Genomic DNA, 22,829 nt, shown 5'->3' with positions numbered 1-22,829 from the left:
CACCACAGATCAATGTGGGAGCGGGCTTGCTCGCGAATGCGGTGTGTCAGTCAATACATCTGGTGACTGACACACCGCATTCGCGAGCAAGCCCGCTCCCACATTTGAAAACCTCACACGCCTCAAAATAATGCATAGATTTATCGATGCCCATTTTCGGGCATTTCCTACCCACACAACGCCTTAATCTCACCTTTTAAAACGACCATTCGGGACTATGGTGCAGAAATTGCTACTTGAGTCCGGTCTGACACCGTTCAGTAACAGTCCTAACCGCGCCACAAGCGCTTATCTTGGTTTCCAGGGATTACATAATGAAAAAAGCATTGCTGACCCTTTCTGCACTGGCTCTGTGCATGGCCGCCGGTTCCGCGCTGGCCAAGGAATACAAGGAATTGCGTTTTGGTGTCGATCCGTCCTACGCACCGTTTGAGTCAAAAGCCGCTGATGGCAGCCTGGTGGGCTTCGATATCGACCTGGGCAATGCCATCTGTGCCGAGCTGAAGGTCAAGTGCAAGTGGGTCGAAAGTGATTTCGACGGCATGATTCCAGGCCTCAACGCCAACAAGTTTGATGGCGTGATTTCCTCGATGACCGTGACCGAAGCCCGTGAAAAGGCGATCGACTTCTCCAACGAGCTGTTCTCCGGCCCGACTTCCCTGGTGTTCAAAAAGGGCGCGAACTACTCCACGCCTGAGTCCCTCAAGGGCAAAAGCGTTGGCTACGAGCAAGGCACCATCCAGGAAGCCTACGCCAAGGCCGTACTGGACAAGGCCGGTGTAACCACCAAGGCCTACGCCAACCAGGACCAGGTGTACGCCGACCTGACATCCGGCCGCCTGGACGCTTCCGTACAGGACATGCTGCAAGCCGAACTGGGCTTTTTGAAGTCGCCAGCCGGCGCTGGTTATGAAGTCAGCAAGGCCATCGACGATCCACTGCTGCCGTCCAAAACTGCGGTCGGTATCAAAAAAGGTAACAAAGACCTCAAGGCCTTGTTGGATAAAGGTATCAAAGCGTTACACGATGATGGCACCTACGCCACCATCCAGAAGAAACACTTTGGCGATCTGAACCTGTACAGCGGCAAATAATGCCTGGGGCGCCCTTCCTCTGGAGGGGCGCTTTTTTATCGCCATAGGTCCTGATTTATGTTCGAAGATCTTTTGCAAACCCTGGGGCTCAGTGCCTTCAGCTTGAAGGGTTTCGGCCCGCTGTTGCTGCAAGGCACCTGGATGACCGTCAAGTTGTCGGTGTTTTCCCTGGCCGTCAGCGTGTTGCTGGGCTTGCTCGGCGCCACAGCCAAACTCTCCAGCCTGCCGTTCCTGCGGATTCCCGCACAGATCTACACCACCTTGATCCGCGGCGTGCCCGACCTGGTGCTGATGCTGCTGATTTTCTACAGCCTGCAAATCTGGCTGACCGGCTTTACCGACTTTATGGAATGGGACTACATCGAGATCGACCCATTCAGCGCCGGGGTCATCACCCTGGGCTTTATCTACGGTGCGTATTTCACCGAGACCTTTCGCGGCGCGATCCTCGCCGTGCCCCGTGGCCAGTTGGAGGCCGCCACGGCCTACGGGCTCACGCGTGGTCAGCGGTTTCGCTTCGTGACCTTCCCGCAGATGATGCGCTTCGCCCTGCCGGGCATCGGCAATAACTGGATGGTGATGCTCAAGGCCACGGCCCTGGTGTCGATCATCGGCCTGGCGGACCTGGTCAAGGCCGCTCAGGATGCCGGCAAGAGCACCTATCAACTGTTCTACTTCCTGGTGATCGCTGCGTTTATCTACCTGTTGATCACCAGCGCGTCCAACTTCGTCCTGCGCTACCTGGAACGGCGCTACTCCGCAGGCTCCCGGGAGGCAGTGCGATGATCGAACTTATCCAACAATACTGGCGCCCCTTCCTTTATAGCGACGGCCAGCACATCACCGGCCTGGCCATGACCATGTGGCTGCTCAGTGCTTCGATCTTCATCGGCTTCCTGGTGTCGATCCCGCTGTCCATCGCCCGGGTGTCGCGCAACCGCTGGGTACGCTGGCCCGTGCAGTTCTACACCTACCTGTTTCGCGGCACGCCGCTGTATATCCAATTGCTGATTTGCTACACCGGGATCTACAGCATCGCGGCGGTTCGTGCGCAGCCGGTACTGGACGCGTTCTTTCGCGATGCGATGAACTGCACCATCCTCGCCTTCGCCCTCAACACCTGCGCCTACACCACGGAGATTTTTGCCGGGGCGATCCGCAGCATGGCCCACGGCGAAGTCGAAGCGGCAAAAGCCTACGGCCTGAGCGGCTGGAAGCTGTATGCCTACGTGATCATGCCGTCGGCCCTGCGCCGCTCGCTGCCGTACTACAGTAATGAAGTGATCCTGATGCTGCACTCGACGACGGTGGCGTTCACCGCGACGATCCCGGATATCCTGAAAGTCGCCCGGGACGCCAACTCGGCCACCTACATGACCTTTCAATCATTCGGTATCGCTGCGCTGATCTACCTGACCGTGACCTTTGCCCTGGTCGGTCTGTTTCGTCTGGCGGAGCGTCGCTGGCTGGCCTTTCTCGGCCCCAGCCACTAAGGAGCCTTCATGCGTCATCAGATTCATCCACTCGTGGCGCCGGTGCCGGGCACGGCGCGGCAGATCCACAGCTTCCACTTCGGGCCGGAGCAGGCTGAAGGCAAGGTCTACATCCAGTCGTCGCTGCACGCTGACGAATTGCCGGGCATGCTGGTGGCCTGGCACCTCAAGTCGCGCTTGGCACAACTGGACGCGGCCGGCCGCCTGCGCAGCGAGATCGTGCTGGTGCCCATCGCCAACCCCACCGGCCTGGAACAGGTGTTGATGGACATCCCCCTGGGCCGCTATGAGCTGGAAAGCGGGCAGAATTTCAATCGCCTGTTTGTCGACCTGAGCGACGACGTCGGCAATCAGGTCGAAGAACTGCTGGGGGATGATCCACAGCACAACGTCGAACTGATTCGCGACGCGCTCACCCTGGCCCTGGCGGCGCAGACACCCGCCACGCAGCTGGAATCCCAGCGCCTGGTGCTGCAACGCCTGGCGTGCGATGCCGACATGGTGCTGGACCTGCACTGCGACTTCGAAGCCGTGGCGCACCTGTACACCACCCCCGAAGCGTGGCCCCGGGTGGAGCCGTTGGCGCGCTATATCGGTTCGGAGGCCAGCCTGTTGGCGACCGATTCCGGTGGGCAGTCGTTCGATGAGTGTTTCACGCTGGTGTGGTGGCAATTGCAGCAACGCTTTGGCGAGCGCTTCCCGATTCCGATGGGCAGCTTTTCCGTCACCGTCGAATTGCGCGGCCAGGGCGACGTCAACCACGGCCTGGCCAGCCTCGACTGCCAGGCGATCATCGATTACCTGATTCACTTCGGCGCAATCAGCGGCGACCCTGCACCGTTGCCGGACTTGCCCTACCCCGCCACACCGCTGGCGGGCGTCGAACCAGTGGCCACACCGGTGGGTGGCTTGCTGGTATTCAGTGTGCTACCCGGCGAATACCTGGAAGCCGGGCAACTGATTGCCGAAATCATCGACCCTATTTCAGACCGCGTAACGCCGGTGCATTGCCGCAATGCCGGCCTGCTTTACGCCCGTTCGCTGCGGCGCATGGCCACTGCCGGGATGGTCATTGCCCATGTCGCCGGCACTGAAGCCTATCGCAGTGGCTATCTACTTTCGCCTTGAGGATGCACGCCCCATGTACAAATTGACCGTTGAAGGCCTGCATAAAAGCTATGGCGACAATGAGGTGCTCAAAGGAGTCTCGCTCAAGGCCAAGACCGGTGATGTGATCAGTTTGATCGGTGCCAGTGGCTCGGGCAAAAGCACCTTTTTGCGTTGCATCAATTTTCTCGAACAGCCGAATGATGGTGCGATGACGCTGGATGGGCAGCAGATTCGGATGGTCAGCGACCGCCATGGGATGCGCGTGGCGGATGATGCGGAGTTGCAGCGCCTGCGTACGCGGTTGGCGATGGTGTTTCAGCATTTCAACTTGTGGAGCCATATGAGTGTGCTGGAGAACATCACCATGGCGCCGCGCCGGGTGTTGGGTTGCAGCAAGAAAGACGCTGAGGACCGGGCTCGCCGGTATCTGGACAAGGTTGGGTTGCCGGCGCGGGTGGCGGATCAGTATCCGGCGTTTTTGTCGGGGGGCCAGCAGCAACGGGTAGCGATTGCCCGGGCGTTGGCGATGGAGCCGGAGGTGATGTTGTTTGACGAGCCGACTTCGGCGCTGGATCCGGAGTTGGTGGGTGAGGTGTTGAAGGTGATCCAGGGGTTGGCTGAGGAAGGCCGGACGATGATCATGGTGACCCATGAGATGAGCTTTGCCCGCAAGGTGTCGAGCCAGGTGCTGTTTTTGCACAAGGGGTTGGTGGAGGAACAGGGTGCGCCGGAGGAGGTGCTGGGTAATCCGAAGAGCGAACGGTTGCAGCAGTTTTTGAGTGGGAATTTGAAGTAGCCGGCAGGGGTGGCGTGTATATCCGTTATTTGGGTGATGGCTGGTATTGGTTCCGCTCTTACAGCGGCTCACTTTTGAAGAGCGTGTACGGACCGGACACATGGTGGACACATGTGCGGGGACATGGTTGACACATTATGGTCCGTAATCAGGCTTATTCACGTCTATGGTCCGCAAAAAGTGATGGCAGAAGTAGACGTCAAATAGCCCCTCACTTTTGGGCGTATCGCGATGTGCTGCCCAGCCAGGCCTTTGGCGATACTGAAATAACGTTTCTGAAAGCGGAATCGACTGTCATAAACCTTGGCCAATAGGTCGTCCGGTCCGTATTCAAACTCTGGCAGTTGCTGCGGATAAGCCCAGGGGCTGGCCCGATACCGGTCCATCGGCACCTTGTAGTCCAATGCTTGATGGGGGCGTTGCAGGTTATAAACCTCGCGCCATCGATCAAACGCTGTTTGAGCCTCCTTGATCGTGGAAAACTGGCGCCCATCAAGCACTTCGGCCTTGAGTGATCGATGGAAACGCTCAATCTTTCCATTGGTTTGCGGATGGTAAGGGCGGCTGAAACTGATCCGAATTCCTAAGCGAATCAACCAGATACTCAACTCAGTAATTTCTCCAGGGTTGCGGGGAGAGCCCCATGGCGGGCCGTTATCAACGTTGATGCGAGCCGGTAATCCGAAACGCTGGAATACCTCGATCATCTTCTCCTTCACCGTAACCCCACGCTCGTTATCACACGCTTGAATAGCCAAATTGAATCGCGAGTGATCGTCCAGCAACGTCAGGGGGTGGCATCGGCCTTGTTGCGTCGGGAAATGCCCTTTGAAGTCCATCTGCCAAAGATCGTTAGGCGCATCGTGCTCAAACCTCAGCTTCGCCAATTGTTCCTTCTGCGCAGGCTTAATCATCCCGTGCCGATGCAGGACATTGGTGACGGTGCTGGGAGCAATCTGCTTTTTCAAAATGCTGCTGATCGTGCGCCCACCCCATGCGGGATGGTCTTGCCTGAGCGCTATGACCGCCGTTTCTAGAGCAGGGTCGGTCAGCTTGGGGCTGGTGATAGGTTTGCGGGACATCTCTTGCAGCCCCGACCGGCCTTGGGCCTCGTAGCGTTTGAGCCACTTATACGCCGTTTGGGGGCTGATCCCGAATCGTCGACACAGCTCTCGTTTATTGCTGCCGGGTTGCCGGGCTAAGGCAACGAACTCTTCTTTCAGGCTCATGGCGTCTCTCGTGTCCCAGGGCATGATGGATTTCCGGCGAAGTTGGCTCGCCGAAAAGTGTCCACCATGTCCCCGTACATCCGTCAACCATGTGTCCGGTCCGTACAAAGAGCGCAAAAGTAAGCAAAACGCTCTTGCCCCACCACTCGGCACCTCGCCTAGGCTCGGTGTGCCCTCACTCCGGCTTTGGACCGTGGGCCGCCGTCATGGGCCATCCTTGGCCCAGGACGGCTAACCTGGCGTCCTGCCAGGTTACCCACGCTCCAAAGCCTGCGTTCGGCCAGCGTGGTTTAACGGGGCGCCTAAGATCAAGATCAAAAGCAGATCAAGAGCACAGCGGCCTACCGGCCGGCTTGAGTGTTAAAAGCAAAATCAAAAGCTAAAGCGGGCACGGTCCAAAAAATGTGGGAGCGGGCTTGCTCGCGAAGGTCGTTAACGATGACGCGGGCATTCTGGATGAACGCGGCGCTCTCAGGTTTTTCGCGAGCAAGCCCGCTCCCACAGAAAAGCAGATTTGTTTTCGCTCTGGTTTTTGCTTTTGCTCTTCAACACTCAAGCCGGCCGGGAGGCCGCTGTGCTCTTGCTTTTGATTTTGATCTGCAGGCCCCGTTAACCACGATGGCCGCAAGTAGGCACGGTGGAGCGGGTAAATCGGCAGGGAAGCCGATTTAGCCGCGCCGGGCCATGGATGGCCCGTCGCGGCGGCCCGCGGAATCGAGCCGGAGTGCGGGCATGCCGAGCCTAGGCGAGGCACCGAGTGGTGGGGCAAAGACCTTTTGGTTACTTTTGGGGCGTCTGCCAAAAGTGACCCGCTGTAAGAGCGGAACCATAAGCAGCCGTTACCTAAATAACGGATATACACCCGAAAACCCAGCAATCGCAGTTAAACCTTTCCCCCACCCCACAGGTCTCTGAATTACACCCCCAGAGCCCCAAGCATGGCCAAATCCCGCAATTTCGCCAAAGACTGGTTCACCGCCAAAAACTGGAAACCGTTCGCCTTCCAAAAAGACGTATGGAACGCCGTCAAGGAAGCCCAATCAGGACTGCTCCACGCCAGCACCGGCGCCGGCAAAACCTACGCCTTGTGGTTCGCCGCCCTCAACCGCTTCGCCATCACCGAAACCACCCCCCGCAAACGCAAAGCCCCCGCCGAACCGCTGACAGTCCTGTGGATCACCCCAATGCGCGCCCTGGCCGCAGACACCGCCCGCGCCCTTGAAGCCCCGCTGGAATCCCTGAACATCCCCTGGACCGTCGGCCTGCGCACCGGCGACACCAGCAGCAGCGAACGCGCCCGCCAAAGCCGCCGCCTGCCCACCACCCTGATCACCACCCCGGAAAGCCTCACGCTGATGCTGGCCCGCGCCGACAGCCAGACCAGCCTGTCGCACCTGCGGATGGTAGTCGTGGACGAATGGCACGAACTGATCGGCAACAAACGCGGCGTGCAACTGCAACTGGCCCTCGCCCGCCTGCGGCAATGGCACCCGGAGCTGATCGTGTGGGGCATTTCCGCAACCCTGGGTAATCAGGCCCACGCACTGGAGGTGTTGATCCCACAAGGCGGCGGGATCAACGTGCAGGGTCAGACGACCAAGAAATTGCGGGTGGACACCCTGTTGCCACCGGTTATCGAGCGTTTCCCATGGGCCGGCCATATCGGCCTGAAAATGCTCCCGCAGGTGGTAGCCGAGGTCGATGCCAGCAGCAGTTGCCTGGTGTTCACCAACACACGAGCACAATCGGAAATCTGGTATCAGGCCCTGCTCGACGCTCGCCCCGACTGGGCCGGAGTGATTGCCCTGCACCACGGCTCGCTGTCCCGGGAAACCCGGGATTGGGTAGAACGGGCTTTGAAGGAAGGGCAACTGAAGGCCGTGGTGTGTACGTCGAGCCTCGACCTGGGGGTGGATTTCCTGCCGGTGGAACGGGTACTGCAGATTGGCTCGGCCAAGGGCGTGGCGCGCCTGATGCAGCGCGCCGGGCGTTCCGGCCATGCGCCAGGCAGGCCGTCGCGGGTCACGCTGGTGCCGACCCACAGCCTGGAGCTGGTGGAAGCCGCCGCCGCGCAGGACGCTATCGCTGAACGGCGTATCGAAGCCCGGCAGTCGCCCCACAAGCCTTTGGATGTGCTGGTGCAGCATCTGGTGAGCATGGCGCTGGGCGGCGGTTTTGTGCCGGATGAGCTGCTGGCGGAGGTGCGTACCGCATGGGCCTATCGTGACCTGAGCGACGCAGATTGGGCCTGGGCCCTGGGTTTCGTGCGTCATGGTGGGCTGTCGCTGACGGCCTACCCGGATTACCGACGGGTCGAGCCGGACGAACACGGCATCTGGCGCGTCCCCGACGCACGACTGGCGCGGCGCCATCGCATGAGCGTGGGCACCATCGTCAGCGACGCCAGCATCCAGCTGAAATTCTGGAGCAAAGGCGGCGGTGGCAAGACCCTGGGCAGTGTCGAGGAAGGTTTTATTGCACGGCTGAAGCCGGGAGATGGTTTCCTGTTCGCCGGGCGCTTGCTGGAGTTGGTGCGAGTAGAAAACATGACCGCGTACGTGCGGCGCAGTACCGCGAAAAAGGCTGCCGTACCGCGCTGGAACGGCGGGCGCATGCCGCTTTCCAACGAGCTGGCCCAAGCGGTGGTCGAGCGCTTTGATGCCGCCGCCCACGGTCAATTCCTCGGCCCGGAGATGCAGGCGGTGCAACCGCTGCTGGACACCCAACTCCGCTGGTCCGGGCTGCCGACCCGCGAGCATTTGCTGGCCGAGGCCCTCAAGTCCCGGGAAGGCTGGCATCTGTTCCTGTATCCGTTCGCCGGGCGCCAGGTGCACCTGGGGCTGGCGAGCCTGCTGGCCTGGCGGGTCAGTCGGCAGCAGGCGGTGACATTCTCGATTGCGGTGAATGACTACGGCCTGGAGTTGCTGAGCGCGACCGAGGTGGATTGGCCTGAGTTATTAAGCGGGGAGCTACTGAGTGAGGGTCATCTGCTGGATGACGTGGTAGCGAGCCTGAACGCCGGTGAGCTGGCCCTGCGGCGCTTTCGCGAGATCGCGCGGATCGCCGGGCTGGTGTTTGCCGGCTACCCCGGTGCCCCAAAAAGTACGCGCCAGGTTCAGGCTTCCAGCGGCTTGTTTTTTGAAGTGTTCAAGCAATATGACCCGCAGAACCTGCTGCTGACCCAGGCCGGGGAAGAAGTGCTGCGGGAAGAGTTGGATATTCGTCGGCTGGAAGAGACATTGCGGCACTTGTCGGCGTTGAAACTGGACCTGCATCGAATCAAACGGCCTACACCACTGGCCTTTCCGCTGCTGGTGGAACGCTTTCGGGAAAGCCTGAGCTCGGAAAAACTTTCGGAGCGGATTGCGCGGATGGTCAAGGATCTGGAAAAAGTCGCCGATAACGGGAAGCCCTGATGCCCGCTCATTACCCGATACATCTGGCAGAGGAAGAGCTGTGGTTGCTGGCCGACAAGGCCGTGTACTGGCCGGCCAAGCGCAGTCTGCTGATCGCCGACGCGCATTTTGGCAAGGCGTCGGCCTATCGCAGCCTGGGCCAGCCAGTGCCCCAGGGCACGACGACAGACAACCTGCAGCGCCTGGACCGACTGTTGGCGGCTTTCCCCGGCGCGCAGGTGATTTTTCTCGGCGACTTTCTCCACGGGCCCGGCTCTCACGCCAGCGGCACCCTGAACGCCCTTAGAGCGTGGCGTGAGCGTCATACAGGCGTGGCGCTCACGCTGATTCGCGGCAACCACGACAAACGCGCTGGCGACCCGCCAGGTGATCTGAACATTGAAGTGGTGACCGAACCCCTGCTGATGGGGCCGTTTGCGTTGCAGCACGAGCCCGACGCCCATGCCAGCCATCATGTGCTGGCCGGGCACGTGCACCCGGTGTATCGCCTGCGGGGCAAGGGCCGGCAAAGCTTGCGCCTGCCGTGCTTCCTGCTCGGCAACCAAGTCAGCCTGTTGCCGGCGTTTGGCGCATTTACCGGAGGTTATTCAGTGACCCAGGAAGAAGGCAGCCGGATCTTCGTGATCGGAGACCATGAAGTATGGCCAGTGCGCTGAGCAACTGACCATTGGCGACACGTGCAGGAAATCAAGCCACGGGGGCGGGAGGCGGTTCGTCAGGGAGCGTGGGTTCACCAGGCTCTTCAGGCTGGTTGGGCCAGGGATCATCGGGGCCGGGCTGGCCCGGAATGCCGCCTGCGGCGGGATCGGCCATCAAGGACCAGGCCATCACACCAATCTGATTGGGTTCAAGCCGGGCGAGTTCGGCGCTGATTCGCGGATCGAGCTTCATAGGGACTCCTCAAGCGTGGCCCGGCGCGTTGTGCACGCGTCGGGGCAGTACACTCAATAGAGTGCATGCCCGCTGACAAATTCCCTTAGCCTGTAAGACGATTCGATCAAGTGCGTGGGAGAGTAACGCCGCGCTGGCCCTGATACTTGCCGCCACGGTCCTTATAGGACACTTCGCACTCTTCATCGGATTCGAAGAACAGCATCTGTGCGACACCTTCGTTAGCGTAGATTTTTGCCGGCAACGTGGTGGTGTTGGAGAACTCCAGGGTGACGTGCCCTTCCCATTCCGGTTCCAGTGGCGTCACGTTGACGATGATGCCGCAGCGCGCGTAAGTGCTTTTGCCCAGGCAGATAGTCAATACGTTGCGCGGGATACGGAAGAATTCGACGGTGCGCGCCAGAGCGAAGGAGTTTGGCGGGATGATGCAGACGTCGCTCTTGACGTCGACGAAGCTTTTTTCGTCGAAGTTTTTCGGATCGACGGTTGCCGAGTTGATGTTGGTGAACACCTTGAACTCATCGGCGCAGCGTACATCGTAGCCGTAGCTGGAAACCCCGAACGAAATCAGCCGCTCAGCGCCTTCGCCGCGCATCTGGCGCTCCACGAAGGGCTCGATCATGCCGTGCTCTTGCGCCATGCGGCGAATCCACTTGTCCGATTTGATGCTCATGGCGGGTGTCCTGAATAGCGAGGTGAAAAAATTCTGTTGGGCATCTTACCGGGGCCGGCCCCGTGGTTCAAAGGGCCGGCTGTTTTTCTTGGTGCCGCGCCGCCCTGCTGGGCGGGACGCACCTTCAATTGCGGGGTATTGGTGCGGTATCCGGCTGCCGCCAGTCACGAAAATAGAGAAACCTTCGGAAATACCATTGGCACGTTCCGGAAAAAGGGTTAAGGTGGCGCCACTGTGCTGCTTGTGTCACTGAGAATCTCTACACGATATGTTGAATTTCGATCCAACCATCTCCAAGAATTTTTCCTGCTCTTTGCACTCAGTCTCGGCCAGGGCTTTTCCTGAGTCGCAGTTAACTTTGTCCAAGGAGATACACCATGTCTAATCGCCAAACTGGTACCGTTAAGTGGTTCAACGATGAAAAAGGCTTCGGCTTCATCACTCCACAATCCGGTGACGACCTGTTCGTTCACTTCAAAGCTATCCAATCCGACGGCTTCAAAAGCCTGAAAGAAGGCCAACAGGTTTCTTTCATCGCTACCCGCGGTCAGAAAGGCATGCAAGCTGAAGAAGTTCAAGTTATCTAACTTGTACTGATTTAGTCGAAAAGCCCCGCCCTTAAAAGCGGGGCTTTTTTGTGCCCGCTCGTTCCTACGCTCTGCGTGGGAATGCCTCTTGTGACGCTCTGCGTCACGCTTTGGGACGCGGAGCGTCCTGGGCTGCGTTCCCACGCAGAGCGTGGGAACGAGCAATTACACGATGTAATTCCATGCACAAAAAAATGTGGGAGCGGGCTTGCTCGCGAAAGCAGTGAATCAGGCGCCAGATAGGCTGACTGAAACACCGTATTCGCGAGCAAGCCCGCTCCCACATTTCGTCCTGCGTCGTTTATTGAAACAACGACTCACTCGACAAGCCATTCTTCTCGAGGATCTCGCGCAAGCGCTTGAGACCCTCTACCTGGATCTGCCGCACCCGCTCACGGGTCAAGCCGATCTCCAGGCCAACATCCTCCAGGGTGCTGCTTTCGTGGCCGCGCAGCCCGAAGCGGCGAATCACCACCTCACGCTGTTTGTCCGTCAACTCCGAAAGCCACTGGTCGATGCTTTGCGACAGATCGTCGTCCTGCAGCAACTCACAAGGGTCCGTAGGACGATCATCAGTCAGGGTGTCCAGCAGGGTTTTATCCGAATCCGGACCCAGCGAGACATCGACTGAAGACACCCGCTCATTGAGACCGAGCATGCGCTTGACCTCTCCCACCGGTTTTTCCAGCAGGTTGGCGATTTCTTCAGGCGAAGGTTCATGATCGAGTTTTTGTGTCAGCTCACGCGCCGCCCGCAGGTAGACGTTGAGCTCTTTGACCACATGGATCGGCAACCGGATCGTGCGGGTCTGATTCATGATCGCCCGTTCGATGGTCTGACGAATCCACCAGGTGGCGTAGGTTGAAAAGCGAAAACCCCGCTCAGGATCAAACTTTTCCACCGCCCGGATCAAGCCGAGATTGCCTTCCTCGATCAAGTCCAACAGGGACAGCCCACGATTGACATAGCGTCGGGCGATTTTCACCACCAGCCGCAGGTTGCTTTCAATCATGCGCTTGCGCCCAGCCGGATCGCCTTTTTGCGACAAGCGCGCAAAAAAGACTTCTTCTTCGGGAGTGAGCAGAGGGGAAAAGCCGATTTCATTGAGGTACAACTGGGTCGCGTCGAGCGCCCGTGTGTAGTCAATGTACTTGTGTTGCTTTAACGCGGTGGAGTTCTTGGATTTGGTGCGAACTGAAGGTACAGCAGGTCCCTCATTCGACATCGATTCCGTAGCAATGCCGGTCTCCATAAGGAGAACCTCATCGTCGATGTCAAACTCCGGCGCTTCTTTACTGAGAGCCATTGTTATAGTCCTTTGGTGAGTTCGACCTCAAGCTCAAGCGACGCCTTTATCCTTGGCAACGCTGGAGCCTGTTCCTTCTACGTGAGGGAACAGGCTGTGCAACACATCAACGACGGGGAAGGAATTGCAGCGGATCAACAGGTTTCCCTTGGCGGCGAATCTCAAAGTGCAGTTTCACCCGGTCTGTACCAGTTGACCCCATTTCGGCAATTGTCTGTCCGACCTTGACCTGCTGCCCCTCCCGAACCAACAGCCTGCGGTTGTGACCGTAAGCACTGACGTAGGTATCGCTGTGTTTGATGATGACCAGCTCGCCGTAGCCCCGTAAACCACTCCCGGCGTACACCACTGTCCCATCAGACGCAGCTAAAACAGGCTGTCCCAAATCTCCGGCGATATCAATGCCTTTATTCAAACTACCGTTTGAAGAGAATTTTCCAATAAGGATGCCATTTGAGGGCCATCCCCAGCCGGTCGGTGCGGGCCCTGCTGGCGGCATCGGCGCAGGTGCGGGTTTGCTCGCAACGCCAGGCGCGGCGGTGCCTGCAGGCCGGGTGATGATTGTGGTTTTGCTCGACGACGACGGCGAAGAAGCCGTGTTTGTGACGACGGCGGTCGGTGTTGAACCGGTACGGCCATCGAAACGAATGGTCTGACCTGGATGTATCGTATAGGGCACAGGAATGTTGTTACGGGCGGCCAGCGCCTTGTAATCCCAACCATAACGGAAGGCAATCGAGAACATCGTATCGCCCTTGCGAACGACATATTGCCCGGTGGTAACCGTAGGCTTTTGCGGCACCGCATTATTGCGGTCGACCACCCGGGCACCGCCGGATGGCGAGCTTGAGCAAGCCGCCAGCAAGGAACTCAAGACAAGGCCAATCACCAGTCGCTGAAAGCTTGTTTGACTCATACGCTGTGCAATGACCGTGAGACTCACCCGCCGCTCCCTTTGTGGTGGCTGACTATGAACGCCTGTATCAGGCTTGAAATATGACGCAAGTATAACTGGCCGTTGGTTTTTTACTGGAAACACGATTCTAAAGAAATTTTCATCATGTTTAATTCCCACGGCGGATCACGTTGACTCAATAGACCCCGCTGTAAGACACATACCCGGCAATAGAATTCAGTACGCAGGAATAATTGATCAGGCCAGCGGACCGTTAAGCAGCGGGACAAAACGCACCGCCCCGAGCACATGCCGGGAAAAGCCTTCTTCCTCGCGAATGATCAACATCAATTGTTGCACTTCGCCGGAGCCCACCGGGATGACCAGGCGCCCGCCGGGAGCCAGTTGATCGAGCAACGCCTGGGGCACGTCGGTCGCAACGGCGGTGACGATAATGCCGTTGTACGGCGCCAGCGCCGGCCAGCCTTCCCAACCGTCGCCCCAACGAAACACCACGTTGCGCAGGTTCAACTCCACCAGGCGTTCCTTGGCCCGGTCTTGCAACACCTTGATGCGCTCGACCGAAAACACCCGCTCAACCAGCTGCGACAACACGGCCGTCTGGTAGCCGGAGCCGGTGCCTATTTCCAGCACCTTGTCCAGCGGACCCGCCGCCAACAGCAGCTCACTCATCCGCGCCACCATATAAGGCTGGGAGATGGTCTGGTTGTGGCCGATGGGCAGCGCGGTGTCTTCATAGGCGCGGTGCGCCAGGGCTTCATCGACAAACAGATGCCGCGGGGTACGCCGAATGACTTCCAGCACCTGGGCGTTGGACAGCCCTTCTTCATACAGGCGCTGGATCAATCGCTCGCGGGTGCGCTGGGAAGTCATCCCGATGCCCCGTCGCAGCAGGTCGTCTTGTTCGCGCGCCATCAGAGCACTCCCTCCAGCCAGCCATCGAGACTACTGAAGGCATCACTGAAGGTGCGATCAAGTTGCAACGGAGTAATCGAAATATAACCTTGCATCACCGCATGAAAGTCCGTGCCTTCGCCGCCGTCTTCGGCATCTCCGGCAGCGGCAATCCAGTAACCTTCCTTGCCACGCGGGTCCACCACCTTCAGCGGTGACGCGGCGCGGGAGCGATGGCCCAGGCGGGTCAGCTTGAAGCCACGAATATGCTCAAGAGGCAGGTTCGGGAAGTTGACGTTAAGCACTGTACGCGGCGGCAAATCCAGGCGGTGATGGGCCTCCACCAGCTTGCGAGCAAAGTAGGCCGCCGTCTCCAGGTTGTCCAACTGACGCGACGCCAGCGAAAACGCGAACGAGGTCCGGCCCAGGAAACGCCCTTCGAGGGCCGCCGCCACCGTACCGGAATACAGCACGTCGTCACCGAGGTTGGCGCCCAGGTTAATCCCGGAAACCACCAGGTCCGGCTCGCGGTCCAGCAGGCTGTTGATCGCCAGGTGCACGCAATCGGTCGGCGTGCCATTCACGCTGATAAAGCCGTTGGGCAACGTCTGTATGTGCAACGGACGGTCGAGCGTCAGCGAGCTGCTGGCGCCGCTTTTGTCCTGGTCCGGGGCAACCACCACGCACTCGGCGTAATCCGCCAGCGCAGCATGAAGCGCGGCAAGGCCGGGTGCGGTGACCCCGTCGTCGTTAGATATCAGAATACGCATGGGCTGTCCGTCTGCCCCACCGGCACCAGATCTACAAGCTCGCGCACCAAGACAGTGGCGAAGCATCCAGCCGGCAGGACGAATTCCAATTGCAGAATGTCAGGTTCGGGATAATGCCACGTCAACCCGCCAATGGGCAGCCGAAGAATGCGACGTTCCTGGCTCATGCCGGCATTCACCAGCCAATCCCGCAGGTCGGGCTCACCCTCGGCGATCGCCTGTTCCAGCGCGAAGGTCGCCCCCGACGCCGGCGAATCACCTTCGCCCCACTGTGGGCCGGTGGGATGCAGGTCAAGGATCGCCAAACGCGGGTCACTGCATTCAGCCTCACCTGCCGGAAAAAAACTGCGACTGTCGGTAAACGCCAGCAAGTCGCCGACCTGGGCGCGCTGCCAGGAACCGTCAGCGACCCGCGCCGCCAGCACTTTATTGAACAGGAAGCTGCGGGCCGTGGAGAGCAGGCGCGAGCGCACGTTGCGTTGCTCCGGCAAGGCCTTGCGCGCGGCCCAGTCGCGGGCATCGACGACGTTGCCGCCGTTATGACCGAACCGCTGGGCGCCGAAATAGTTGGGAATGCCTTGCTTGGCGATCAGTTGCAGGCGCGCGTCGATAGCCGCGGCATCACCGGCAAACTGGGTCAGGCGCAAGGTAAAGCCATTGGCCGAATGCGCACCGCGCTGAAGCTTGCGCTTGTGACGGGCGATCTTGAGGATCTTCAGGGTCTCGTTTTCCGCCCCGCTCAGGTCCGGATCAGCCTTGCCCGGCAACTGCACGCTGAACCACTGCCGGGTCAGCGCCTGGCGGTCCTTGAGCCCGGCATAGCTGACGGTGCGCAACGGCACGCCCGCCGCCTTGGCAATCCGCCGCGCCGCTTCTTCGGTATTCAGGCCACGCTTTTCCACCCACAACCACAGGTGTTCACCCTCGCCGGTCAGCGGGATATCCAGCACTTCATCCACCTGGAAATCTTCAGCGGTGGCTTTCAGAACAGCGCTGCCCAGGGCCTCGCCATAGGCACGCGGGCCCAGCAGTTGCAGATCATTCATGCGCGCAGCAACAAGGCAACGGAGTGCACGGCAATGCCCTCTTCGCGACCGGTAAACCCGAGCTTTTCGGTGGTGGTGGCTTTTACGTTCACTTGATCCAACTCAACTTGAAGATCCGCGGCAATCAGCGCGCGCATCGATTCGATATGCGGGGCCATCTTGGGCGCCTGGGCGACGATGGTGTTGTCGACGTTGCCGACCTTCCAGCCCTTGGCATGGATCAAGCCGACCACATGACGCAACAGCACGCGGCTGTCCGCGCCCTTGAAGGTAGGGTCGGTGTCCGGAAAGTGCTTGCCGATGTCGCCCAACGCGGCGGCGCCAAGCAAGGCATCGCTCAAGGCATGCAGCACAACGTCGCCGTCGGAATGAGCCAGCAACCCATGGTGGTGTGCGATTCGCACGCCGCCCAGGGTGATGAAATCGCCTTCGGCGAAACGGTGCACATCATAGCCGTGGCCAATACGCATAAAAAAACGCCCCGATTTAATTCAGGGCGTGATTCTACCTACTTTTGCCTCACATTAACCGAGCAAAGCACTCGCGTGATGGCGTAAATGGTCTTCGATGAAGCTGGCGATAAAGAAGTAGCTGTGGTCATAGCCCGGTTGCAGACGCAGCTCCAATGGATGGTTGGCCGCCCTGGCCGCCTGCTGCAAGGCTTCAGGCTTGAGCTGCACCGCAAGAAAGTCATCGCGATCGCCCTGGTCCACCAGCAGCGGCAGCTTTTCCGAGGCTTCGCTGATCAACACGCAGGCATCCCATTCGCGCCACTTCGAACGCTCTTCCCCAAGGTAGCGGGAGAACGCCTTCTGGCCCCACGGGCAATCCATCGGATTGTTGATCGGCGAGAACGCCGACACCGACTGATAACGCCCCGGGTTGCGCAAGGCACACACCAGTGCGCCGTGACCGCCCATGGAATGGCCGCTGATCCCGCGCTTGGCCGACGCCGGGAAATGCGCTTCGACCAATGCCGGCAATTCCTGCACCACGTAGTCATGCATCCGATAGTGCTGGGCCCAGGGCTCCTGCGTAGCGTTCAGGTAGAAGCCGGCGCCCAGGCCAAAGTCCCAGGCGTTGTCCGGATCACCCGGCACACCGGGGCCGCGCGGGCTGGTGTCCGGCGCAACAATGATCAACCCCAGCTCGGCCGCCATGCGCTGGGCGCCGGCCTTCTGCATAAAGTTCTCATCGGTGCAGGTCAGCCCCGACAGCCAGTACAACACCGGCAATTTGCCGCCCTGCTCCGCTTGCGGCGGCAGGTACACGGCGAAGGTCATGTCGCAACCCAGCACGTCGGAATGATGCTTGTAGCGTTTATGCCAGCCGCCGAAGCTTTTCTGGCACGACAGGTTTTCCAGACTCATGACCGACCTCAGAAGTGAATGACGGTGCGGATGCTCTTGCCTTCATGCATCAGGTCAAACGCCTTATTGATATCTTCCAGGCCCATGGTGTGGGTGATGAAGGTATCCAGCGGGATTTCGCCGGTCTGAGCCATTTCCACGTAGCTTGGCAATTCGCTGCGACCCCGCACCCCACCAAACGCCGAACCGCGCCAGACGCGGCCGGTGACCAGCTGGAACGGACGGGTAGCAATTTCCTGGCCGGCACCGGCCACGCCGATGATTACCGACTCGCCCCAACCTTTGTGGCAGCACTCAAGGGCCGCACGCATCAGTTGGACATTGCCGATGCACTCGAAGGAAAAGTCGACGCCGCCATCGGTCAAATCGACGATCACGTCCTGGATCGGGCGGTCGTAGTCTTTCGGGTTGATGCAGTCGGTCGCGCCCAGTTGCTTGGCGATTTCAAACTTGGCCGGGTTGATGTCGACGGCAATGATACGACCGGCCTTGGCTTTCACCGCACCGATCACCGCCGACAGGCCAATACCGCCCAGGCCGAAGATGGCCACGGTGTCGCCCGGCTTGACCTTGGCGGTGTTGATCACTGCACCGATACCGGTGGTGACGCCACAGCCCAGCAGGCAGACTTTTTCCAGCGGCGCTTCTTTAGGAATCTTCGCTACGGAGATTTCCGGCAGCACGGTGTATTCGGAGAAAGTCGAAGTACCCATGTAGTGGAAAATCGGCTGGCCCTTGTAGGAAAAGCGCGAGGTGCCATCCGGCATCAGGCCTTTGCCCTGGGTGGCGCGAATCGCCTGGCACAGGTTGGTCTTGCCCGACAGGCAGAATTTGCACTTGCCGCATTCCGGGGTGTACAGCGGGATCACGTGGTCGCCTACCGCCACCGAGGTCACGCCTTCGCCAATGGCTTCCACCACGGCGCCACCTTCGTGGCCGAGGATCGACGGAAAGATACCTTCCGGGTCCGCGCCCGACAGGGTGTAGGCATCGGTATGGCACACACCGGACGCCACCACCCGCAGCAGCACCTCGCCCGCCTTGGGCATGGCCACATCCACTTCAACGATCTCGAGGGGTTTCTTGGCTTCGAAGGCTACGGCCGCGCGGGACTTGATCATCCGGTTTCTCCATCGGGTTAAAAACGTAAGGCCGGCAGTGTAAAACATGAGCATCTGATTAATAATCCAGACAAAAGCAAAACATTATTGCCATACAGGGATAATCAGCATGCTGGAAAACCGCTGGGAAGGCATCGACGAGTTCGTCGCCGTGGCCGAATGCAGCCAATTCACCGCCGCCGCGGAGCGCCTGGGTGTGTCGTCGTCCCACATCAGCCGCCAGGTAGCGCGACTGGAAGAGCGGCTGCAAACACGCTTGCTGTATCGCAGCACCCGCAAGGTGACGCTGACCGAAGCCGGCCAGACCTTCCTGCAACATTGCCAGCGCTTGCAGGACGGTCGCGAAGAGGCCTTGCGCGCCGTAGGCGACCTGGCCAGCGAGCCTAAAGGGATGTTGCGCATGACCTGCGCAGTGGCTTACGGCGAGCGCTTTATCGTGCCGCTGGTGACGCGGTTCATGGCGCTTTATCCGCAATTGCGGGTGGACGTGGAATTGACCAATCGCCAACTGGACCTGGTGCACGAAGGCCTGGACCTGGCGATTCGCCTCGGTCGCCTGGCGGATTCGCGGATGGTTGCCAGCCGCCTCGCGCCGCGGCGTATGTATTTGTGCGCGTCACCGTCCTACCTGGCCAGGTACGGCCGGCCACATAGCTTGTCGGAATTAAGTCGGCATAACTGCCTGATCGGCAGCTCGGATATTTGGCAACTGGCCCAGGATGGGCGCGAATTTTCCCAGCGAGTTCAGGGAAACTGGCGCTGCAACAGTGGGCAAGCAGTGCTGGATGCCGCGCTGCAAGGCGTCGGCCTTTGCCAATTGCCGGACTATTACGTGCTGGAGCATTTGCACAGCGGCGCACTGGTATCGTTACTCGAAACCCATCAACCGCCCAACACCGCAGTCTGGGCGCTGTACCCGCAACAACGCCACCTTTCGCCCAAAGTGCGAAAGCTGGTGGACTTTCTCAAGGAGGGTCTGGGTAACCATCCCGTCTACCTGCGATAGACAGCTACCGCCCGTGCAGCGCCTGGATGCCGGTAAATAGCCGCTTTCACTGAGTAAACCGGCACGCCCATGACAACCAACGGCCCGCAACTTCAGCGTATCAATCACTTCGTTCGCAAGGTCCTGGCGGATTTCCCCGTACCTTCGCAGATCGCCGCCCAATTGATCCGCGAGCACGTACAACCTCTCAGCCAGGTAGAGTTCGACCCGGACACCACCCTCCTGACCACCCTCGAATACAACACCGACAACCCCAACACGGCCTTCACCGCCGTGGTGGTCCAGTCGATGTCGCTGACCGAAGCCATGGTCTGCAATGCGCCCCTGCCCCCTGGCGGCATGGTCAATACCACCGGTTTTTCCACCACGGCGCCTTATTTCAATATTGTCAGCGAGCTGCCGCGCCTGATGGATAACCGGATTCCGACAATGTTCAACGAAGAGTTCATCGTCGCCGGCTGGATCCCGCCCAGGCGCTATGAAGCGCTTTATCTGAAAAGCCAGCCCCAGGTTTACAACCCGAGCACACAACTGGAGATTTCACCTGAAGCCTTCAGGCGGATCGTTCACTCAAGCGATTTCGAACAGGTCTACGACGAGGCGATCACGCAGTTCTGGAATAGCCATCGGGAAAATTACAACACGCTGATGCGCGTCGCATTCACCAAAGCCTATCTGGAACAGTTTCAGGAATTCACCCTGACCGTAGCAGAGAGACACCTGGCAGCACGGGCGGCGGGGATCGGCATCAACAAGGACCACGGCAACCTGACTCTGGAGGACTTCCAGGCGCCCTACCGGGCCGATCCAAACCTGTCCCTGCGGTTATTGCGTATCCACAACAGCGAAGCCACCGACATCCTGAGCATCACCGATACCCGAAGCCAGGTGACCCTGCTCTATATACCGGGCAACTCCTCACCCTTCCATGGCTTCAACAGCCCGGCAGACATGCGCAAATGGCTGGTGGAAACGGCAAAGGATGCAACGCAACGCAAGGCGCTGACCAACCACTTCGACGAGGACGTCGTCGACTCCGGCCTGATCTACAGCGGCGTGGAAGAAGCCTTGGTGGGCATGGTGGTGTTTCCAAAGGCGGCAACCTCCCCGGGCTTTTTCAACAGCCTGCTCGTCAATGGCTATTGGGATCCCGAACAGTACATCAATAACCCGATGTACCCGGCGCTGGGCAGTAATCCGTTTGAGTTTATCGCCCGGCAGATCAGGATGCGTCTCGCGAAGATGGCGGCGCGAAGCATTACTTCGCCCCTTGATACGTTCAAGACCGACACCCTGGATGCCCTGGAAAAAGCCTGCATCCTGGCGATTCCCGTGGCACTGGCCATGGGCAATGCGTTACTGGCGGAATTTTGCTTCTTGACCTACGGCGCGACCGAAATGGTGGTAGGTACCGACGACCTGCTGCGCGGCAAACCCCAAGGGAAGGCGCGCATTGTATTTGGCGCGCTTAACGCGCTGCCAGTGGTCGCCCATGGTGTTGCAAAGGGCCTCAAGGGCCTCGAAAACCTGCGCCCCACCCTGGGCCCGGCAGTCCGCCAGGATGCGGGCCGAATCAGCGTCACCGCCATCAACGAAACTTCCGGTGCGGGCAGCACTGAGACCCGCACCCTGAGCCCACGGATAAACCCCAACGGGATGCAGACCCTCCGGATTCACGGCGACCTGTACCTGACTTTCAAGACGCCCAATGAATCCGGCTTCTTCGAACTGTTCGTGATGGCCCCCAACGCGCCGAACTCCCTGCAATCCACCGGCCTGTATGCCATCCAGAGCGCCGATCTGAAATGGCGCACGGCCGGGCTGGCTGGCGGAGGCGCATTTCGCAATGCCTGGCAACGGGTCTACACACTGTTCGGCGGCCCGGAACACTCGACGTTCTACAGTGCCTACGAGATGCCACCACTTGCTCGCGAGACCGTTTCGGAGATGCTCACCGATACCAGTTCGTTTTCGGAAAACCTTGAACCCACGGGTAGTGGCGCCCAGCCAATCAAAGACACCCGCAAGTTGTTTTTCGAGAAAAGAACCAAACTGTCTGAAGACGCCACGGTGTTCTTTGCCAACCTGCCGTTTTCACCGATGCGGCCCGTGCTTCCGCGGTTCAGCCTGAATGAATCGCAGCCGAGCATCATCCAAAAACTGCTGCACGCCAGCGACGGCCTGGTGATCGGCGAAAGCCACGGAGCGCTGTCGAGCAAGGCGTTTCTGATCGACAACATGCAGCTGCTGGCCAGCCAAGGCGTCAAACGCATCTATTTCGAGCACCTGCTGACGGACGTACACATGCCGTTGCTCAAGGCGTTCTACCGTACCCGAAGCGCGGTGATGCCCGAGGAACTCAAGGGCTTCCTCAACAACATCTACCCGCCTTTGCGCGACCAGCACTACTCGTTCGTCAACATCGTCACCAAAGCTCGTGACGCCGGGATCAAAATCCAGCCCATCGACTGCACCGTCAGCTATATGCTCCGAGACCTGCCGGACACCGCCGACAACGTGCGCCAACGCATGATGAACTACTACGCCACCGAAGTGATTCAATGGACACAGACCACCAAGGCGCGCCCCGGCAAATGGGTTGCACTGGTGGGTGACAGCCATACCAATACCTACAACGGCATTCCTGGAATCGCCGAACTCACCGGTAGCATTGGCCTGCGGATCGAAGATGCAGCGGCTGGCGGACACCTGGGCATCGAAGTGGACACCGGACGCACTGCCAGCCTGGGCATTGGCAAGGGTGAGGGAACGGTCAAGGCCCATCTGGTCCTGCGGGTGGACAACGCCACTTTGCAGCGCCCAGCGCAACCGGTGCCTGGCCCCTCCCAGCCCGCGGCCAAAACGCCACAGACGCAGCTGACCAAACCCGGCCAATTCATGTTGACCTCAGCCACCGCTACGACTCCCGCGCACGTTCACTACCGTTCACGCCGAGGCGACGTACGCCATTTCAGGATCGATCAGCAGGGCAGCCGGTACGCCATCAGCGCACCCGGTTGGGCCGTGGACGGTAAACCGTTCGACAGCATTCAGGCGCTGGTGGATGAGTTCAAGGCCCCGGCCGGGCTTGAACAAGTGACGGGGTGACCG

Annotated in this window: 20 protein-coding genes and 1 pseudogene; 10 read left to right on the top strand and 11 right to left on the bottom strand. The window is 59.6% G+C overall.

Features of this window, described 5'->3' with window-relative positions:
• Positions 1–314: 314 nt before the first annotated feature.
• The 5 genes from ACUN0G_RS05280 to ACUN0G_RS05260 are packed head-to-tail and all read left to right on the top strand — an operon-like array spanning position 315 to position 4,493.
• Entirely contained in the window at positions 315–1,094 is a 780-nt protein-coding gene (locus ACUN0G_RS05280) for a transporter substrate-binding domain-containing protein (protein ID WP_445572841.1), read from the top strand.
• 57 nt (positions 1,095–1,151) lie between these two features.
• Positions 1,152–1,880, top strand: a complete 729-nt coding sequence (locus ACUN0G_RS05275) for an ABC transporter permease (protein WP_258344019.1) — start codon at positions 1,152–1,154, stop codon at positions 1,878–1,880.
• Positions 1,877–2,587: an ABC transporter permease gene (locus ACUN0G_RS05270; protein ID WP_003209532.1), complete on the top strand. Its 711-nt coding sequence runs from the start codon at positions 1,877–1,879 to the stop codon at positions 2,585–2,587. The genes ACUN0G_RS05275 and ACUN0G_RS05270 overlap by 4 nt, the downstream gene beginning before the upstream one ends.
• Before the next feature lie 9 nt (positions 2,588–2,596).
• Complete coding sequence (locus tag ACUN0G_RS05265) at positions 2,597–3,715, top strand: succinylglutamate desuccinylase/aspartoacylase family protein (protein WP_445572840.1); 1,119 nt, start codon at positions 2,597–2,599, stop codon at positions 3,713–3,715.
• 13 nt (positions 3,716–3,728) lie between these two features.
• Positions 3,729–4,493, top strand: coding sequence for an ABC transporter ATP-binding protein (locus ACUN0G_RS05260; protein ID WP_258344017.1), 765 nt, complete (start codon positions 3,729–3,731; stop codon positions 4,491–4,493).
• 135 nt (positions 4,494–4,628) lie between these two features.
• On the opposite strand, the pseudogene ACUN0G_RS05255 reads toward ACUN0G_RS05260, so the two are convergent.
• Positions 4,629–5,746 (bottom strand): annotated as a pseudogene (locus tag ACUN0G_RS05255) (IS481 family transposase).
• A 914-nt stretch (positions 5,747–6,660) separates the two neighbouring features.
• Between ACUN0G_RS05255 and ACUN0G_RS05250 the strand changes: the two are divergent.
• Positions 6,661–9,138, top strand: coding sequence for a ligase-associated DNA damage response DEXH box helicase (locus ACUN0G_RS05250; protein ID WP_445572839.1), 2,478 nt, complete (start codon positions 6,661–6,663; stop codon positions 9,136–9,138).
• Positions 9,138–9,794, top strand: a complete 657-nt coding sequence (pdeM, locus tag ACUN0G_RS05245; protein WP_445572838.1) for a ligase-associated DNA damage response endonuclease PdeM — start codon at positions 9,138–9,140, stop codon at positions 9,792–9,794. Before ACUN0G_RS05250 ends, pdeM begins: the two co-directional genes overlap by 1 nt.
• A 31-nt stretch (positions 9,795–9,825) precedes the next feature.
• Here pdeM and ACUN0G_RS05240 read toward each other — a convergent pair whose 3' ends face one another.
• Together ACUN0G_RS05240 and dcd are read right to left on the bottom strand one after the other, a co-directional pair.
• The gene (locus tag ACUN0G_RS05240) at positions 9,826–10,029 is read right to left on the bottom strand and encodes a hypothetical protein (protein WP_003219272.1); all 204 of its coding nucleotides are present in this window, start codon (positions 10,027–10,029) and stop codon (positions 9,826–9,828) included.
• Between the two features lie 106 nt (positions 10,030–10,135).
• On the bottom strand, positions 10,136–10,702 hold the full coding sequence (gene dcd, locus ACUN0G_RS05235; protein WP_003219273.1) for a dCTP deaminase: 567 nt from the start codon (positions 10,700–10,702) through the stop codon (positions 10,136–10,138).
• Between the two features lie 377 nt (positions 10,703–11,079).
• On the opposite strand from dcd, the gene ACUN0G_RS05230 reads away from it, so the two are divergent.
• Complete coding sequence (locus ACUN0G_RS05230; RefSeq protein WP_002554837.1) at positions 11,080–11,289, top strand: cold-shock protein; 210 nt, start codon at positions 11,080–11,082, stop codon at positions 11,287–11,289.
• Between the two features lie 301 nt (positions 11,290–11,590).
• Here the strand turns inward: ACUN0G_RS05230 and rpoS are convergent, their stop codons facing one another.
• From rpoS to ACUN0G_RS05190, 8 genes are all read right to left on the bottom strand, one after another.
• A complete protein-coding gene (gene rpoS, locus ACUN0G_RS05225; protein ID WP_063032880.1) occupies positions 11,591–12,595 on the bottom strand; it encodes an RNA polymerase sigma factor RpoS in 1,005 nt (334 codons plus the stop codon).
• A 106-nt stretch (positions 12,596–12,701) separates the two neighbouring features.
• Positions 12,702–13,538 carry a peptidoglycan DD-metalloendopeptidase family protein gene (locus ACUN0G_RS05220; protein WP_258348745.1) on the bottom strand — a complete coding sequence of 279 codons (837 nt, stop codon included), beginning with the start codon at positions 13,536–13,538 and terminating at the stop codon, positions 12,702–12,704.
• Between the two features lie 210 nt (positions 13,539–13,748).
• A complete protein-coding gene (locus ACUN0G_RS05215) occupies positions 13,749–14,384 on the bottom strand; it encodes a protein-L-isoaspartate(D-aspartate) O-methyltransferase (RefSeq protein ID WP_010176736.1) in 636 nt (211 codons plus the stop codon).
• A gap of 41 nt (positions 14,385–14,425) precedes the next feature.
• Positions 14,426–15,175 (bottom strand): 5'/3'-nucleotidase SurE, encoded by a 750-nt coding sequence (gene surE, locus ACUN0G_RS05210; protein ID WP_421525196.1) that lies wholly within the window; start codon positions 15,173–15,175, stop codon positions 14,426–14,428.
• Positions 15,163–16,221 carry a tRNA pseudouridine(13) synthase TruD gene (gene truD / locus ACUN0G_RS05205; protein WP_258344012.1) on the bottom strand — a complete coding sequence of 353 codons (1,059 nt, stop codon included), beginning with the start codon at positions 16,219–16,221 and terminating at the stop codon, positions 15,163–15,165. The genes surE and truD overlap by 13 nt, the downstream gene beginning before the upstream one ends.
• Positions 16,218–16,691, bottom strand: coding sequence for a 2-C-methyl-D-erythritol 2,4-cyclodiphosphate synthase (gene ispF / locus ACUN0G_RS05200; RefSeq protein ID WP_010176739.1), 474 nt, complete (start codon positions 16,689–16,691; stop codon positions 16,218–16,220). Before ispF ends, truD begins: the two co-directional genes overlap by 4 nt.
• Before the next feature lie 54 nt (positions 16,692–16,745).
• Positions 16,746–17,591 carry an S-formylglutathione hydrolase gene (gene fghA, locus ACUN0G_RS05195; RefSeq protein ID WP_017479401.1) on the bottom strand — a complete coding sequence of 282 codons (846 nt, stop codon included), beginning with the start codon at positions 17,589–17,591 and terminating at the stop codon, positions 16,746–16,748.
• A gap of 8 nt (positions 17,592–17,599) precedes the next feature.
• The gene (locus ACUN0G_RS05190) at positions 17,600–18,712 is read right to left on the bottom strand and encodes an S-(hydroxymethyl)glutathione dehydrogenase/class III alcohol dehydrogenase (RefSeq protein WP_076015815.1); all 1,113 of its coding nucleotides are present in this window, start codon (positions 18,710–18,712) and stop codon (positions 17,600–17,602) included.
• A gap of 109 nt (positions 18,713–18,821) precedes the next feature.
• Between ACUN0G_RS05190 and ACUN0G_RS05185 the strand changes: the two genes are divergently transcribed.
• Both ACUN0G_RS05185 and ACUN0G_RS05180 read left to right on the top strand, forming a co-directional pair.
• Positions 18,822–19,718, top strand: coding sequence for a LysR substrate-binding domain-containing protein (locus ACUN0G_RS05185; RefSeq protein ID WP_421525198.1), 897 nt, complete (start codon positions 18,822–18,824; stop codon positions 19,716–19,718).
• A 69-nt stretch (positions 19,719–19,787) separates the two neighbouring features.
• The gene (locus ACUN0G_RS05180; protein WP_445572837.1) at positions 19,788–22,826 is read left to right on the top strand and encodes a dermonecrotic toxin domain-containing protein; all 3,039 of its coding nucleotides are present in this window, start codon (positions 19,788–19,790) and stop codon (positions 22,824–22,826) included.
• Positions 22,827–22,829: the final 3 nt, after the last annotated feature.

It is taken from the genome of Pseudomonas sp. 32A (genome assembly GCF_052682255.1).
This window is presented reverse-complemented; position numbering and strand designations above follow the sequence as displayed.